At 35.9% G+C, this 16,912-nt stretch carries 8 protein-coding genes and 6 pseudogenes; 12 read left to right on the top strand and 2 right to left on the bottom strand.

Annotated features, from left to right (window positions below; all coding sequences use genetic code 11):
* Positions 1-816 precede the first annotated feature (816 nt).
* From ltrA (NL281_RS01695) to NL281_RS01655, 8 genes and pseudogenes are all read left to right on the top strand, one after another.
* Positions 817-1,713: pseudogene (ltrA, locus tag NL281_RS01695) on the top strand (group II intron reverse transcriptase/maturase).
* Positions 1,714-1,778: 65 nt separating this feature from the next.
* Entirely contained in the window at positions 1,779-2,867 is a 1,089-nt protein-coding gene (locus NL281_RS01690) for an IS481 family transposase (RefSeq protein WP_253303703.1), read from the top strand.
* Positions 2,868-2,897: 30 nt separating this feature from the next.
* Positions 2,898-3,371, top strand: a pseudogene (locus NL281_RS01685) (IS4-like element ISWosp8 family transposase); the annotation flags it as partial.
* 35 nt (positions 3,372-3,406) lie between these two features.
* Positions 3,407-4,285: a hydroxymethylbilane synthase gene (gene hemC, locus NL281_RS01680; RefSeq protein WP_253303705.1), complete on the top strand. Its 879-nt coding sequence runs from the start codon at positions 3,407-3,409 to the stop codon at positions 4,283-4,285.
* On the top strand, positions 4,276-5,163 hold the full coding sequence (murB, locus tag NL281_RS01675; RefSeq protein ID WP_253303484.1) for a UDP-N-acetylmuramate dehydrogenase: 888 nt from the start codon (positions 4,276-4,278) through the stop codon (positions 5,161-5,163). Before hemC ends, murB begins: the two co-directional genes overlap by 10 nt.
* A gap of 1,280 nt (positions 5,164-6,443) precedes the next feature.
* Positions 6,444-7,541: pseudogene (gene ltrA, locus NL281_RS09080) on the top strand (group II intron reverse transcriptase/maturase).
* Between the two features lie 106 nt (positions 7,542-7,647).
* Positions 7,648-8,877: pseudogene (locus NL281_RS01660) on the top strand (IS4 family transposase).
* 193 nt (positions 8,878-9,070) lie between these two features.
* A pseudogene (locus tag NL281_RS01655) lies at positions 9,071-10,221 on the top strand (IS4 family transposase); the annotation flags it as partial.
* 445 nt (positions 10,222-10,666) lie between these two features.
* Here the strand turns inward: NL281_RS01655 and fumC are convergent.
* The gene (fumC, locus tag NL281_RS01650; RefSeq protein ID WP_253303483.1) at positions 10,667-12,061 is read right to left on the bottom strand and encodes a class II fumarate hydratase; all 1,395 of its coding nucleotides are present in this window, start codon (positions 12,059-12,061) and stop codon (positions 10,667-10,669) included.
* A gap of 202 nt (positions 12,062-12,263) precedes the next feature.
* Positions 12,264-13,433 (bottom strand): IS4 family transposase, encoded by a 1,170-nt coding sequence (locus NL281_RS01645; RefSeq protein WP_253303197.1) that lies wholly within the window; start codon positions 13,431-13,433, stop codon positions 12,264-12,266.
* Between the two features lie 22 nt (positions 13,434-13,455).
* Here NL281_RS01645 and NL281_RS01640 point away from each other — a divergent pair, with 22 nt between their 5' ends.
* From NL281_RS01640 to NL281_RS01625, 4 genes and pseudogenes are all read left to right on the top strand, one after another.
* Positions 13,456-13,848, top strand: coding sequence for an IS4/Tn5 family transposase DNA-binding protein (locus tag NL281_RS01640; RefSeq protein WP_253303482.1), 393 nt, complete (start codon positions 13,456-13,458; stop codon positions 13,846-13,848).
* Between the two features lie 153 nt (positions 13,849-14,001).
* Positions 14,002-14,854: pseudogene (locus tag NL281_RS01635) on the top strand (transposase); the annotation flags it as partial.
* A 197-nt stretch (positions 14,855-15,051) separates the two neighbouring features.
* The gene (locus tag NL281_RS01630) at positions 15,052-15,585 is read left to right on the top strand and encodes a hypothetical protein (protein WP_253303481.1); all 534 of its coding nucleotides are present in this window, start codon (positions 15,052-15,054) and stop codon (positions 15,583-15,585) included.
* Positions 15,586-15,735: 150 nt separating this feature from the next.
* Positions 15,736-16,908 carry a hypothetical protein gene (locus tag NL281_RS01625; protein WP_253303480.1) on the top strand — a complete coding sequence of 391 codons (1,173 nt, stop codon included), beginning with the start codon at positions 15,736-15,738 and terminating at the stop codon, positions 16,906-16,908.
* Positions 16,909-16,912: the final 4 nt, after the last annotated feature.

Genomic DNA, 16,912 nt, shown 5'->3' with positions numbered 1-16,912 from the left:
TCTCTCTAAATTTTTTATCATTAAATTATCCAAAGAGTGCAATAAACAGCACTTTTGTTTCTGTTTTATTTCAACAAAGAAGTCTAAAATGTGTCCTTTTTAGGTGAAACATGCGTGCGCCAAGCAAAGTGCGTAAAGTCCAGTTGGTGAAAATCCAACCCAGGCAAAGCCTAGCCAGCAGGCTGGAACAAACCACTATGCTGCGTAAGGTAACGAGCGTAGTAAAGCTAGTGGAATGGACAACACAGGGTACAACGAAAGTGAAGGTATTGAGTCCCGAAATTCTCGATGTCATAGAGGTCGACACGTTGCATATAGTGGAAGACAGCAAGAAGGGTAACAATAGGGCAAGTTATCACTCACTCTATCGGGATCTGAGGCCGTATCACGTGTTGAGATGGAGTTTACGTAAACTTGGGAGATCCTTTGTATTCCTATTAAGGTACGTTGGAACAAGTCAACAAAGGCGAGTACTGACGGAAGATATAAAGGAAGTCGGACTGATTGATAGTACTCAGAGTGTGGGAAAGCCACATACAAGGGGAAGCGGTCAGCAATATAGTGACTGGTTTAGGAATTGCTATGCCAATACAACGGAGGTTGGAATAACGTGCAAAGAAAACTAAATCAGATAGCAGTAAGAGCCAGGCAAGATAAACGATTGAAATTTAATCGTTAATTCATCTGATAAACGCAGAGAATCTTGCTGAATGTTATAAAGAGCTAAAGCATAACAAAGCATGCGGTATAGACCAGGTGACAGTAGAAGCTTATGGAGAAAATCTTGAAGAGAAGCTCAACACTCTGGTGGATAGTATGAAAAGAAAGCGATATCAACCGCAACCAGTGAAAAGAGTATATATACCAAAAGCTGGAAGCAAAGAGAAACGCGGGCTTGGAGTACCGTCTACAGAAGATAAGTTAGTCCAGATAATGCTGAAGAAGATATTAGAAAATATTTATGAAGCTAACTTTCTGGATAACTCATATGGTTTTCGTCCTGGTAGAAGCTGTCATCAAGCGGTAAATGCACTAAATAAAGCAGTTATGTACAGACCAACTAACTATGTAGTAGAAGTTGATATCAAGAAATTCTTTGATAATGTCCAGCACAAATGGCTAATGAGATGCTTGAGAGAACGGATAACAGACCCAAACATACTGTGGTTAGTAAAACGATTTCTTAAGGCAGGAGTAGTCGAAGCAGGACATTATGAAGCAACTGAACTAGGCACACCTCAGGGGGGAATAGTAAGTCCTATACTAGCTAATATATAGTTGCATTATGTGCTGGATTTGTGGTTTGAAAAGAAATTCAAGCTAAGATCTAAAGGTTATATGGAGCTAGTTAGGTATGCAGACGATCACCTGATTTGCTGCGAAAGAGAAAAAGATGCTAGAGAACTCTTAGAGTCACTGAAACAAAGGCTAGGAAAATTTGGACTGGAAATATCTGAAGACAAAACAAGAATAGTAAAGTTTGGCAAAAAGGAGTGGCAACAAGGAATAAGGGAGAAACGAAAAACGGAAAGTTTCAACTTTCTAGGATTCACCCATTATGGTACAAGGAGTCGTAAAGGTAGAGTAATGGTAGGTCATAAAACCTCGAAAGAAAATCTATCTAGAAAACTTAAAGAAATCAAAGAATGGGTGAAAAAGATCCGAAATAAAGTTCACCTTAAAGATTGGTGGTCAATACTTAAAGTGTATTAAACAAGACTTGATCTGACACTTTAAAAAAGTAAGTTATAAAATAATAAAAGAAAGGAGTGTTAGAAATGAGTACAATACAAACAAAAATACTAAAACCAAAGCTAGGGTTATTAGAACTAGCAAAACAACTAGGAAATGTATCTCAAGCATGCAAAGTGATGGGATACTCAAGAGATACATTTTATCGATTCAAAGAGTTGTACGAAAATGGAGGAGAAGAAGCATTACATGAGATAAGTAAGAAAAAACCTCTATTAGCGAATAGAGTTTCCGACGATATAGAAAGAGCAGCGATTGGTATAGCAACAGAATTTCCAGCATATGGGCAAGAAAGAGCTGCAAATGAACTGAGAAAAAGAGGTATAATAATTTCTCAGGGAGGAGTGAGATCTATATGGCTGAGAAATGATCTTGAAACTTTCAAGAAAAGACTTAAAGCACTGGAAGCAAAAGTAGCTCAAGATGGAATTATATTAACCGAAGAGCAACTTGCAGCTTTAGAAAAAGTTAAAGAACAAAGAGAAGCACATGGTGAAATTGACACCGAACATTCAGGTTATTTGGGTTCTCAAGATACCTATTATGTAGGTAATATAAAAGGTATAGGAAGAATCTACCAGCAGACCTTCATTGATACTTATTCTCGAGTAGCATTTGCCAAGCTTTATACAGACAAAACGGCTATTACTGCTGCTGACTTGCTGAATGATAGAGTGATACCATTTTTTGATGAGCAAAATGTGCCATTATTGCGTATCCTTACAGACCGAGGAACAGAGTATTGTGGTAAGCCTGAAAATCACGCTTATCAGCTTTATTTGGGAATCGAAAATATCGATCATTCTAGGACCAAAGCCAATTCTCCACAGACTAATGGCATATGTGAAAGGTTTCATAGAACTATGCAAGATGAGTGTTACAATATTATCTTCAGAAAGAAAATCTACAATTCTTTGGAAGGTCTACAGATTGATGTTGATTATTGGTTGCGTTCTTACAATGAAACAAGACCGCATTCAGGTAAATATTGCTATGGTAAGACGCCTATGCAGACTTTTCTTGATAGCAAACATGTTGCTTTTCAGAAAAATATTAGTAGCATTACACAAGAGACTGATATTAGTTTTGACTACCTCAATTCTTCTGTCAGTTAATTCTTGTCTGTCAGATTAAGTCTTGTCTTTTACACATTAGCCAACGGAGAAACAGAGGTATTGGTTACTTCACTTTTTGATCGAGAAAAATTTACTTTGGAAGATATCAGCAAAGCTTATGTATTAAGGTGGCATATAGAGGAGTGCTATAAACGACTCAAAATAGGTGCAGAGTTAGAGAATTTTTCTGGCGTAAATTTAGAGGCTGTATTACAAGAATTTTGGGCAAACTTAGTCATGTGTAATATATTGTCGCTTCATATGTGTGATGCACAAGGGCCTTGGAATCCAGATCAAATTGCTGAGTATCGTTTAAATTTTTCGGTTTTATTTGGTGTAATGAGGCAGAAACTCTATCAGGTACTTATTGCGCCAAAAAACTTTCAAGCCCTTTTTGATAGAGCAAGTATACGCGCTAAAGTTAAAATCCGACCGGGACGATTGTATAGCCGCGATAAGGTAGATAAGCCCAAACGCCATCATGTCTTTAGGAGAGTTTGCTAATGAAAGTTCTTAAGTTGACGCCATTGATCGTACACATGCTAGTCAAAATAGGCACCAGAGGAAGCAAGCTTGCAGTTGCCCAGGCTTTGGAAGCAAAACAAAAGTTGCTGGATTCTTTTCCTAACTTATCTATTGAAATTATTAAAATAAAAACTTCTGGAGATAAGTATGCAAACGCAAATCTTGCTGAAATAGGAGGTAAAGGATTATTCATTAAAGAAATTGAGACTGAATTGCTCGAAAATAATATAGACATGGCAGTTCACTCGCTAAAGGATGTGCCTGCGTTTTTCTCAGGGGGTTTAACAATTCCTTGTGTTTTAGAAAGGCTAAGTTCATGCGATGCGTTTATTTCTCATAAACACAATAGCCTTGAGTCTTTGCCACAGCAGGCTACTATTGCCACTTCTTCAATAAGAAGAAAAGTTCAGTTGTTAAATGTTAGACCAGATTTAAATATAGTACCGCTACGTGGAAATGTAACAACCAGATTGCAAAATCAAAGTTTTGATGGAATAATTCTAGCTGAAGCAGGACTCATAAGATTAGAAAAACATCACTTGATTACAGAGGTATTGCCACCGAAAGTTATGTTAAGTGCAGTGGGGCAGGGGGCGGTTTGTATTCAATGTAGAAGGAATGATGTAAAAATTATCGATCTTTTAGAGAAAATTAATAATAATATGTCTTTTATAGGAGTGAAATCAGAGCGCAGTTTTATGAAGACAGTGAATGGTTCATGTTTTACACCACTTGCAGCTTTGGCTGAATATGTGAGCGAAAATATGCTACACCTTCGTTGTATGTTAGCAAGTGGAAAAAATATATACTTCACTGAGCGCACTTCATTTATAGAAGATGCGGAGAAAATGGGTATGGATGCAGGATTAGAGTTGAAATCAAAATGCTTATAAGCTTACCTAAAGTACGTGGAATCTATCGTTATGATGTCTTAATGTCTAAAGCGACGTGGTTAAATGTTGGTGGACGAGCTGATGTATTATTTAAACCATGTGATATTGAAGATTTAACATACTTGATTAAAAATACTGAACTGCCAGTTAGCGTTATTGGTGCAACATCCAACATAATAGTGCGAGATAGTGGCATTCGAGGAATAACAGTAAAATTAGGTAAGGAGTTTGCATATATTAAAAGTAAGGGTAACAACTCTATTGTAGCTGGGGGAGCTGTGCTGCTCAGCAACCTTGCTCACTTTGCGGGAAATCAGCAGATTAGTGGGTTGGAGTTTCTAGTTGGAATTCCAGGAACAGTTGGTGGCGGAATAGAAATGAATGCAGGTGCATATGGTAGTGATATCGCAAGTGTTGTACAATCCATAAAAGCAGTGAATCTAGAGGATGGAAACCTATATGAGTTCTCCAGCGAAGAAATGGGGTATTTTTACCGTGGACATAGCCTAAAAGGAAATTGGATTTTTGTTGAAGCTGAGTTTAAAGGAGTAAACTCAGAGTATGAGCTTATACTGCAAAGGTTAAAGGAAGTTATTGAGAGGAAAAATAAAAGCCAGCCAATAAGAGGAAAAACTGCTGGGTGCATATTCAAAAATCCAAAAAACTACCGAGCATGGGAGTTAATTGATAAATCTGGCTGCCTAGGGTTAAATATTGGTGGAGCTAGAATCTCTAAGAAACATTGTAACTTCTTGCTCAATTACGATAATGCAACTGCATCTGACTTGGAAAACCTTGGCAACAAAGTAAAAGATGCAGTAAAGGATAAATTTAATGTTGAACTTGAGTGGGAAATAAGGGTTTTGGGTAGCTATTAGATAGTTTTTATAGCTTATGTATATTCGTTCAGGAGAACGGCAAATAAGGTAAACAAGTAATCTAAAAAAATAATCATAGAGAAACCGTGAGGTAATGTGGTTAATCTTGTAGAACTTTGCAAGAATCTAGAGAGAAAAATAGCAAAGTTATACCAATTCTCATTATTAGTGAATCAAATAAGCGATATTGTAGAGTTATTTAATTGTGGAGTGAGAAAGAAAGGCAATAGTATGGCTTTTTTTCCATTGTTATCTATCCGTTTATTGTGCAGTGGGAATTGGTATTAGCTGAACGGACACTATTGTTATACTATATCTTATATACAATTGTGCAATATGGACAATGGCAACAAATTTACTAGCGAATTCAGTGATTTATGATTGATAATTAAAGTTCTTAATTAGTAACCGTTCACACAATGGCGTCAACTTAAGGAAAAATATCAGCGATAGTGTATAAAATTTCTCTCTAAATTTTTTATCATTAAATTATCCAAAGAGTGCAATAAACAGCACTTTTGTTTCTGTTTTATTTCAACAAAGAAGTCTAAAATGTGTCCTTTTTAGGTGAAACATGCGTGCGCCAAGCAAAGTGCGTAAAGTCCAGTTGGTGAAAATCCAACCCAGGCAAAGCCTAGCCAGCAGGCTGGAACAAACCACTATGCTGCGTAAGGTAACGAGCGTAGTAAAGCTAGTGGAATGGACAACACAGGGTACAACGAAAGTGAAGGTATTGAGTCCCGAAATTCTCGATGTCATAGAGGTCGACACGTTGCATATAGTGGAAGACAGCAAGAAGGGTAACAATAGGGCAAGTTATCACTCACTCTATCGGGATCTGAGGCCGTATCACGTGTTGAGATGGAGTTTACGTAAACTTGGGAGATCCTTTGTATTCCTATTAAGGTACGTTGGAACAAGTCAACAAAGGCGAGTACTGACGGAAGATATAAAGGAAGTCGGACTGATTGATAGTACTCAGAGTGTGGGAAAGCCACATACAAGGGGAAGCGGTCAGCAATATAGTGACTGGTTTAGGAATTGCTATGCCAATACAACGGAGGTTGGAATAACGTGCAAAGAAAACTAAATCAGATAGCAGTAAGAGCCAGGCAAGATAAACGATTGAAATTTAATCGTTAATTCATCTGATAAACGCAGAGAATCTTGCTGAATGTTATAAAGAGCTAAAGCATAACAAAGCATGCGGTATAGACCAGGTGACAGTAGAAGCTTATGGAGAAAATCTTGAAGAGAAGCTCAACACTCTGGTGGATAGTATGAAAAGAAAGCGATATCAACCGCAACCAGTGAAAAGAGTATATATACCAAAAGCTGGAAGCAAAGAGAAACGCGGGCTTGGAGTACCGTCTACAGAAGATAAGTTAGTCCAGATAATGCTGAAGAAGATATTAGAAAATATTTATGAAGCTAACTTTCTGGATAACTCATATGGTTTTCGTCCTGGTAGAAGCTGTCATCAAGCGGTAAATGCACTAAATAAAGCAGTTATGTACAGACCAACTAACTATGTAGTAGAAGTTGATATCAAGAAATTCTTTGATAATGTCCAGCACAAATGGCTAATGAGATGCTTGAGAGAACGGATAACAGACCCAAACATACTGTGGTTAGTAAAACGATTTCTTAAGGCAGGAGTAGTCGAAGCAGGACATTATGAAGCAACTGAACTAGGCACACCTCAGGGGGGAATAGTAAGTCCTATACTAGCTAATATATAGTTGCATTATGTGCTGGATTTGTGGTTTGAAAAGAAATTCAAGCTAAGATCTAAAGGTTATATGGAGCTAGTTAGGTATGCAGACGATCACCTGATTTGCTGCGAAAGAGAAAAAGATGCTAGAGAACTCTTAGAGTCACTGAAACAAAGGCTAGGAAAATTTGGACTGGAAATATCTGAAGACAAAACAAGAATAGTAAAGTTTGGCAAAAAGGAGTGGCAACAAGGAATAAGGGAGAAACGAAAAACGGAAAGTTTCAACTTTCTAGGATTCACCCATTATGGTACAAGGAGTCGTAAAGGTAGAGTAATGGTAGGTCATAAAACCTCGAAAGAAAATCTATCTAGAAAACTTAAAGAAATCAAAGAATGGGTGAAAAAGATCCGAAATAAAGTTCACCTTAAAGATTGGTGGTCAATACTTAAAGCAAAACTAACAGGACACTATAACTACTTCGGAGTTAGCGGAAATTACCGGTGGTTGAATAAATTCTTCTGGCGGGTAATCAAGCTAGCGTATAAATGGATAAACCGACGTAGTCAGAAGAAGAGTATGAATTCAAAGCAATTTATACACTATCTACAAGTTAATCCATTACCAAAACCAAGAATATGCTACTCATTATATACAAAATAGGAAATGCTGTGAATACTACATTGTGGAGCCGTGTGCGGGAAAGCTGCAAGCACGGTTCTGGTGGGGGAGTCATAGCGATAAAACTTAATCAGGAGGATTTAAAACTATGACTTCTACCAAACAAAAAGGAAAAAATTTTATTCTACAAATTAAAAATATAATATACTCGAAAGCTTTTCAGAGAATCCATTGTGTTGAGTTTTACACGAACAAGAAAACTTCCTTTTTCGACAGTATTTTCTATGATTTTAAAGTTAGTTAAAAAAAGTTTGGGAATAGAATGTGAACTTATGGAGCCATTGACATGTACCCTCAAAGCAAGCTTTTTCTAAAGCAAGGTATAAGATTTGCCATACAGGCTTTCAAGAATTTAAGCATCCAAACAGCCTATCAGGATGAACCTGAGTTGGAGAGGCTATAGACTTATTGCAGCAGATGGTTCTGGTATGAGATTACCCAGCTCTGAGGAAATTGTATCCGAGTTTGGCCGCTTTAAACCAAATGGAACAACAGGCACAATGCCACCATTGGCAATTTGTTTGTTGATTTGTGTACTTCGCTGATTTGTAGTGCTCGTCTTGCGGCTTGGAATATAGGTGAACAAACGTTGGCGGAAGAGCAATTACCCGAAGTTATCACTCAAATGCGTTCATTAAATCAAAAGAAATTATTATTTATCTATGATCGTCTTCAGTAAAATTCATTCAGCAGCATTATGATTTGGAAGTAGATTTTATTTTTCGCTTGCAAAAAAGAAATTATAGCAAGCTATGGGAACGCTGGCGAATTAGATTTCGATTTTATATTAGAAAATGAAAAGCTAAAAAATAAAATGAAAGGACAGAAAGTAAGAGTTATAGTGCTGACATTAGCCAACTGAGAAACAGAGGTATTGATTACTTCACTTTTTGACCGAGTAAAATTTATTTTGGAAGATATCAGCAAAGCTTATGTGTTAAGGTGGCATATAGAGGAGTGCTATAAACGACTCAAAATAGGTGCAGAATTAGAGAATTTTTCTGGCGTAAATTTAGAGGCTGTATTACAAGAATTTTGGGCAAACTTAGTCATGTGTAATATATTGTCGCTTCATATGTGTGATGCACAAGGGCCTTGGAATCCAGATCAAATTGCTGAGTATCGTTTAAATTTTTCGGTTTTATTTGGTGTAATGAGGCAGAAACTCTATCAGGTACTTATTGCGCCAAAAAACTTTCAAGCCCTTTTTGATAGAGCAAGTATACGCGCTAAAGTTAAAATCCGACCGGGACGATTGTATAGCCGCGATAAGGTAGATAAGCCCAAACGCCATCATGTCTTTAGGAGAGTTTGCTAATGAAAGTTCTTAAGTTGACGCCATTGTCCGTTCAGGCAATGGCGTCAACTTAAGGAAAAATATCAGCGATAGTGTATAAAATTTCTCTCTAAATTTTTTATCATTAAATTATCCAAAGAGTGCAAGGGACAGCACTTTTGTTTCTATTTTATTGCAACAAAAAAGTTTAAAATGTGTCTTTTTTAGGTGAGGCATGCAAAAAGGAAAAGATCTTATCTTACAAATTAAAAATGCAATATACTCGAAAACTTTTCAGAAAATCCATTGTGTTGAGTTTTACACGAACAAGAAAACTTCCTTTTTCGACAGTATTTTCTATGATTTTAAAGTTAGTTAAAAAAAGTTTGGGAATAGAATGTGAACTTATGGAGCCATTGACATGTACCCTCAAAGCAAGCTTTTTCTAAAGCAAGGTATAAGATTTGCCATACAGGCTTTCAAGAATTTAAGCATCCAAACAGCCTATCAGGATGAACCTGAGTTGGAGAGGCTATAGACTTATTGCAGCAGATGGTTCTGGTATGAGATTACCCAGCTCTGAGGAAATTGTATCCGAGTTTGGCCGCTTTAAACCAAATGGAACAACAGGCACAATGCCACCATTGGCAATTTGTTTGTTGATTTGTGTACTTCGCTGATTTGTAGTGCTCGTCTTGCGGCTTGGAATATAGGTGAACAAACGTTGGCGGAAGAGCAATTACCCGAAGTTATCACTCAAATGCGTTTATTAAATCAAGAGAAATTATTATTTATCTATGATCGTCTTCAGTAAAATTCATTCAGCAGCATTATGATTTGGAAGTAGATTTTATTTTTCGCTTGCAAAAAAGAAATTATAGCAAGCTATGGGAACGAATTGCATCTGGAGAATTAGATTTCGATTTTATATTAGAAAATGAAAAGCTAAAAAATAAAATGAAAGGACAGAAAGTAAGAGTAATAGTGCTGACATTAGCCAACGGAGAAACAGAGGTATTGGTTACTTCACTTTTTGATCGAGAAAAATTTACTTTGGAAGATATCAGCAAAGCTTATGTATTAAGGTGGCATATAGAGGAGTGCTATAAACGACTCAAAATAGGTGCAGAGTTAGAGAATTTTTCTGGCGTAAATTTAGAGGCTGTATTACAAGAATTTTGGGCAAACTTAGTCATGTGTAATATATTGTCGCTTCATATGTGTGATGCACAAGGGCCTTGGAATCCAGATCAAATTGCTGAGTATCGTTTAAATTTTTCAGTTTTATTTGGTGTAATGAGGCAGAAACTCTATCAGGTACTTATTGCGCCAAAAAACTTTCAAGCCCTTTTTGATAGAGCAAGTATACGCGCTAAAGTTAAAATCTTACTATTACCCACAAATAAAAACATAGTATTGTATTTACTCAAATAATTTAATTTTATTAACCTGAAAGCTTATTAGATTAAAATTATTAAACTAAGAGTTATAATTTTAGCAACTAAAAGCTGTAAATTGCACCATATAAACAGTTATTTCAAGCAAAAGTTATGCCATTAAGAGCTATGCAACAAACATTTATATTTGTGGGTAATAATAAGAGTTAAAATCCGACCAGGACGATTGTATAGCCGCGATAAGGTAGATAAGCCCAAACGCCATCATGTCTTTAGGAGAGTTTGCTAATGGAGGCTCTTAAGTTGACGCCATTGTCCGTTCAGGGGAGCGGCAAAATAAGGTAGACAAAGCAAGATAATAATGTTGATGTTAACACTATTGTCAAGTTTACTGGCCTTTCTATTAGTGAGATTGAAGAATTAAGTGTGAGCGGTTACAAATAATTTACCATTTCTTCTGGTTTCACTATCCTTTCAAACTCTTCCTCAGTGAGCAGTTGAAGTTTTGCTGCTGCTTCTTTTAGAGTGATATTTTCTTTATAAGCAAGCTTCGCTATTTTTGCTGCATTGTCGTACCCTATATGCGTATTTAATATAGTGACCAACATCAACGACTGATTCAGTAAATCTTTTATCCTCTCTTCATTTGCTTTAATACCAACTACACATTTTTCTGTAAAATTTAAACTTGCGTCAGCTAAAAGTCTTATAGACTGCAAAACATTGTAAATTATCACTGGCTTAAACACATTCAATTCAAAATGACCGTTTGAACCACTAATGGTTACAGCAACATGATTTCCCATAACTTGAGTGCATACCATAGTCACCGCTTCACACTGAGTTGGATTCACTTTACCTGGCATAATTGAAGAACCAGGCTCATTTTCCGGTAACATTATTTCCCCAATTCCGCATCTTGGACCAGAACCAAGCAACCTTATATCATTTGCAATTTTCATTAAACTGACTGCTACTGTATTGAGTGTTCCACTGAGCTCAACTAAAGCATCATTTGCTGCTAGCGCTTCAAATTTATTGCCTGCTGAAGTAAATGGAAGGTTAGTAATTCCTGCAACTTGCTTTGCAAAATCTTCAGCAAAACCCTTTTTAGTATTGAGTCCCGTGCCAACCGCAGTGCCACCTTGTGCAAGCTCATATATATCACTTAAAGTTGATTTTACTCTCTCTATCCCCTTTTTAATCTGGACTGCATAGCCAGAGAACTCCTGTCCTAGTGTTAGGGGCGTTGCATCTTGCAGATGAGTACGTCCTACTTTTATTATATCTTTAAATTCCTGAACCTTATTATCCAGCACCTTATGCAATTTTTCAAGATTTGGAATAAGCAAGCAGTTTATTTGCTCTGCTGCTGCTATATGCATTGCTGTTGGAAAGGTGTCATTTGACGACTGACCATAATTCACATGATCATTTGGATGTATTGGAGATTTACTACCCAAATTACCACCTAAAATCTCTATTGCACGATTGCTGATCACTTCATTCATATTCATATTAGTCTGCGTTCCGGATCCGGTTTGCCAAACAACAAGCGGAAATTCATTATTAAATTTGCCATCTATTACTTCCCTCGCGGCTGTGCAAATTGCGTCCCCTACCCTATCATCTATAACACCATGTTTCATATTAACACGCGCTGCTGCAAGTTTTACTATTGCTAATGCTTTAATCAGAGGCTCTGGCATTTTTTCTGTGCCAATCTTAAAATTTTCTAAAGAACGCTGAGTCTGCGCTCCCCAGTAATGTTCACTTGGTACTTTTACTTCCCCTAAGCTGTCTGATTCTATTCTCGTCTTTCTATCCATATTTTCCTCCTGGTGTTATGCAAACTGGTTCACTACATAATTTTTTCATGCCTACTTCTTGGTTAATTAAATCATACTAGATCCAAGTAGTCAAGTGTACGAACATTGCAATTTTCAGGTAACTTGCATGGTAAATGTACAACTGTACGAACATTGTCTAGCAGGAGGGTGTCATCCCAGCGCCCCATAAGTGTTGAAAGTATCAAAAATAACGTGATATGAGATGATCAACGGCATGTAAATTACCTCCCGACAGTAAAACAATCGAACGTATAAAAGAGTCATTTAGATCCAATGTGAATTGCAGTAATGCTATTTTGAACCCATGTAGATTATTTTTGATTTTATAAACAAGAAATAACAAAGCCGTAATAATAATCATGTAAATATACACCTTCATGCCATTCATAGTATGGCTTAAAAAGTGCTTATATCCAAGATTTTGCTTTATAAATTTAAAGAACACTTCTATATCCCATCTGCGCCTATATAGCTCTGTTACTTCATAAGCTGGCATTTCAAACAAGTTTGTCAAAAACCATATTTCATCTCCAATTTTATTTCTGATTTTTATTAGCCGTAGATCATGCTTTTCTGCCACTTTACCTCGTGCACGATAAAGATTAACTATTATATCTTCTAAAATCTCTGATCCATCCGATTTTTGTTCTCTTATAACTTTGTTCCTGCTTATAACATCATGTTTTCTTCCTACTTTAACTCTTGTGATAAATTTGTACTCCTTTTCATCAAATTCGGCAAAAGTTCCAACTTTTCTGATTCCTCTATCAAATAATAAAATATCCTCTTTTTCAACTTTAGCTTCATTAATTGCTCTCACTAATGCTATATCTTCACTACTTTCTTCTTGTCCTTTACAAAATCTTATACTTGTCGGCAATTGATCCTTTAATCCTACACTCACTTTAACTTGACTGTCGTTACTTTTACCGCCTATTTTTAGCCCATCTTTTATGAGATATCCCGATAAATTTATGATCGTCGAATCAAACTTATGTAAGTTATTTGATGTTTTTTGGGGTAATAGCTTTTTAATCTTGCTCATCAAATCAATATATACTCCCTTAAAATATTCTGGATTTATAACTTTTAACCTTTTTGACAAACCACTGTATGTTACTGTACTTTTATCGCTATTCTTATCCATTATACACCTGTTTATTACCATTTCTAGCGCTCTTAGGCTTGTTTTTTGCCCCATTAATATTAACTTCATTAGACCTTTAAATATAATCTTGCCCAACAATTTAGTATTACATTTATCTACTTCACTTAATTTTCCTAGCCTTTCTAAATCCTCATCTTTTATTAAATTTAGTACTCTTTCTATTTGATCCATTATTGCCTCCATTTTCTTGCAATAATAGTTCTTTATGTCTTTTTTGTGTTACTTTCAACACTTATGGGATAAATGGCTGGAAAGAGAGTTAAAACACATTAATTTGGGAGATAAAAGGCTTAATAAAAGGCTTATAAAAACAAGTTATTGCATAGAGGGTAAGGCATCTGGTTCAATTAATCAAAGCTGTAGTGGGTGGAAAGAAGCTAAGGGTGCATATAGATTATTTAGCAATGAAAAGCTTGAAGATAAGGAAATTTATTCTTCCCATTATAAAGAAACTAAGGAAAGAATAAAAGGAAACCAGTTGGTCTTTTCAGTTCAAGATACAAGTTATTTGGATTTTGACTCTCATATAAAGACTTTACTATTACCCACAAATATAAATGTTTGTTGCATAGCTCTTAATGGCATAACTTTTGCTTGAAATAACTGTTTATATGGTGCAATTTACAGCTTTTAGTTGCTAAAATTATAACTCTTAGTTTAATAATTTTAATCTAATAAGCTTTCAGGTTAATAAAATTAAATTATTTGAGTAAATACAATACTATGTTTTTATTTGTGGGTAATAGTAAGCTTTAAACCAAATGGAACAACAGGCACAATGCCACCATTGGCAATTTGTTTGTTGATTTGTGTACTTCGCTGATTTGTAGTGCTCGTCTTGCGGCTTGGAATATAGGTGAACAAACGTTGGCGGAAGAGCAATTACCCGAAGTTATCACTCAAATGCGTTTATTAAATCAAGAGAAATTATTATTTATCTATGATCGTCTTCAGTAAAATTCATTCAGCAGCATTATGATTTGGAAGTAGATTTTATTTTTCGCTTGCAAAAAAGAAATTATAGCAAGCTATGGGAACGAATTGCATCTGGAGAATTAGATTTCGATTTTATATTAGAAAATGAAAAGCTAAAAAATAAAATGAAAGGACAGAAAGTAAGAGTAATAGTGCTGACATTAGCCAACGGAGAAACAGAGGTATTGGTTACTTCACTTTTTGATCGAGAAAAATTTACTTTGGAAGATATCAGCAAAGCTTATGTATTAAGGTGGCATATAGAGGAGTGCTATAAACGACTCAAAATAGGTGCAGAGTTAGAGAATTTTTCTGGCGTAAATTTAGAGGCTGTATTACAAGAATTTTGGGCAAACTTAGTCATGTGTAATATATTGTCGCTTCATATGTGTGATGCACAAGGGCCTTGGAATCCAGATCAAATTGCTGAGTATCGTTTAAATTTTTCAGTTTTATTTGGTGTAATGAGGCAGAAACTCTATCAGGTACTTATTGCGCCAAAAAACTTTCAAGCCCTTTTTGATAGAGCAAGTATACGCGCTAAAGTTAAAATCCGACCGGGACGATTGTATAGCCGCGATAAGGTAGATAAGCCCAAACGCCATCATGTCTTTAGGAGAGTTTGCTAATGAAAGTTCTTAAGTTGACGCCATTGTCCGTCCAGCCTCTACTTTTGAGAAGGGAACTCTTTTCTTTCCCACAGATTTTATATCTAAGGTATTGCCCAGAGTTTTTCCCTTCTCCATCTAATGCTTAAGCTTAAAGCATTAGATGCTTTTTTCAAGATACAAGATATTATGAATTTAAAGAGGGCGCATATTATGAAATGAAAAGCACTTGGCCTGTAAAGGATGGATCCGAAATGTGTACCATGATTATGAATGTGAGTAGCGATGGCATAACTGAAGTACTAAAATTTAATGATGAAGATTTTGTGCTATCGGATGAGATCTTAGAATTAATAAAGCAAAACGATGAATTATATATTCAAGGTCTCTCCTTATATGATGCTGTACTAGAAAAAGGTAAGGCTGCTGATGTTGTACCTACTGCTAATAATAATTTTCAAAATGAGTCTATAGCGGCCTATCGCGAGGAACCAGAGGGGGAATTAGACCCTAAAGTTGATGCTGACAATAGCCTTCCTCCTTCTATTAATAGCAATGCATCAACTCAAACAGAAGTTGCTTCACAACAAATCGAAACTCAAACGGAAGTCAATTTACAGCACACTGAAACTCAAACAGAAGTTGCTTCACAACAAATCGAAACTCAAACGGAAGTCAATTTACAGCACACTGGAACTCAGACCTTACTATTACCCACAAATAAAAACATAGTATTGTATTTACTCAAATAATTTAATTTTATTAACCTGAAAGCTTATTAGATTAAAATTATTAAACTAAGAGTTATAATTTTAGCAACTAAAAGCTGTAAATTGCACCATATAAACAGTTATTTCAAGCAAAAGTTATGCCATTAAGAGCTATGCAACAAACATTTATATTTGTGGGTAATAGTAAGAACTCAGACAGAAGTTGCTTCACAACAAATGGATGAATTGATTTTAAATAATCGGATGCTGTCCAAAGAAAACGTTGAATTGAAGCAAGAAATGTCAAATTTGAAAAAAGAAGCTGTTGAATTGAAGCGAGAAATAGAAGCAGGGTTGCAAGTGATAAATAAAAAGCACCATGAATTAATACAAGAAAATCAGCGACTACAGGAGAAACTAGAAACAACCCAAGCAGAAGCTAATCAAACAATTGTAAAGTTAGAGAAGCAGAATAGCAATTTACAAGACAGGTTTGAAAAAGAGGAGCAAAAAAACACGGAATTGCAAACTGAACTGGCACAAAAAAATGAAGAATTAGCAGGTGTGTTAAAAGAGCTACAAGGGAAAGCACAAGAACTTAAAGGTGTATATGAAGAAAAAAGAAAGCTAAAGGAAGAGCTGAAAATTGTTAATGCAGGAAAGAAGAATTTGGAAAAAGAGCTAAATCAAGCACGAGAAGATGCGGAACAGATAATGGTTGAACGACGCCAGCAGAAAGAGCGCTTGAAAGATCAGCTAAGAGAATTAGATCAGGAATATAAGGTACAAGTAGAAATTGAGCAAAAGATTAAAGAATCAGATAGGCAGGATAGCGATTTACAAGATACACTTGGAGAAGAGAGACTAAAACTCAACATTGAAGAGCTAGAAAACGAGTACGAGGAATTTCCAGGAGATAAGGTGCTTACACTTGAACTCACTAAAGATGAAGATAAAGTCGAAGAGTTAAGAAACGAGCTAGAGCGTGAGAAAGAAAAGTGTAAACAATTATTAGAAGAAGAAAATGAATGGGGTGATGAATTGGTAGGAATGCTTGATGGACTGGAAGAAAAAATTCGTGCTGATGAACAAAGGAGCTTCAACAATCAATTAACGGGAGAAATTTCTAATGAGTCTGGTAATGCTCCACGACAGAAGAAAAGGTTATCCAAATCTTCAAGCGTTGATAATGAGTCTTATGTTCCACTGAGAGAGAAGACAACATTACTCAGATCTTTAAGCGTTGATAGTGGACTTGATAGCGATGAAGAAAATTGTGATAATGATTTATCTTTCAACATAAGTCCTATAAGTTCTATTGAGAAGGTGGCAGAGAGTAGAAACGTAGGTAGGGTATCATTGTGAAGAT

The sequence above is a fragment of the Wolbachia endosymbiont of Phyllotreta cruciferae genome (assembly GCF_918697765.1).
GTDB lineage: Bacteria > Pseudomonadota > Alphaproteobacteria > Rickettsiales > Anaplasmataceae > Wolbachia > Wolbachia pipientis.
Note: the sequence above shows the minus strand (reverse complement) of the source record. Positions and strands in the feature narration are given on the sequence as shown.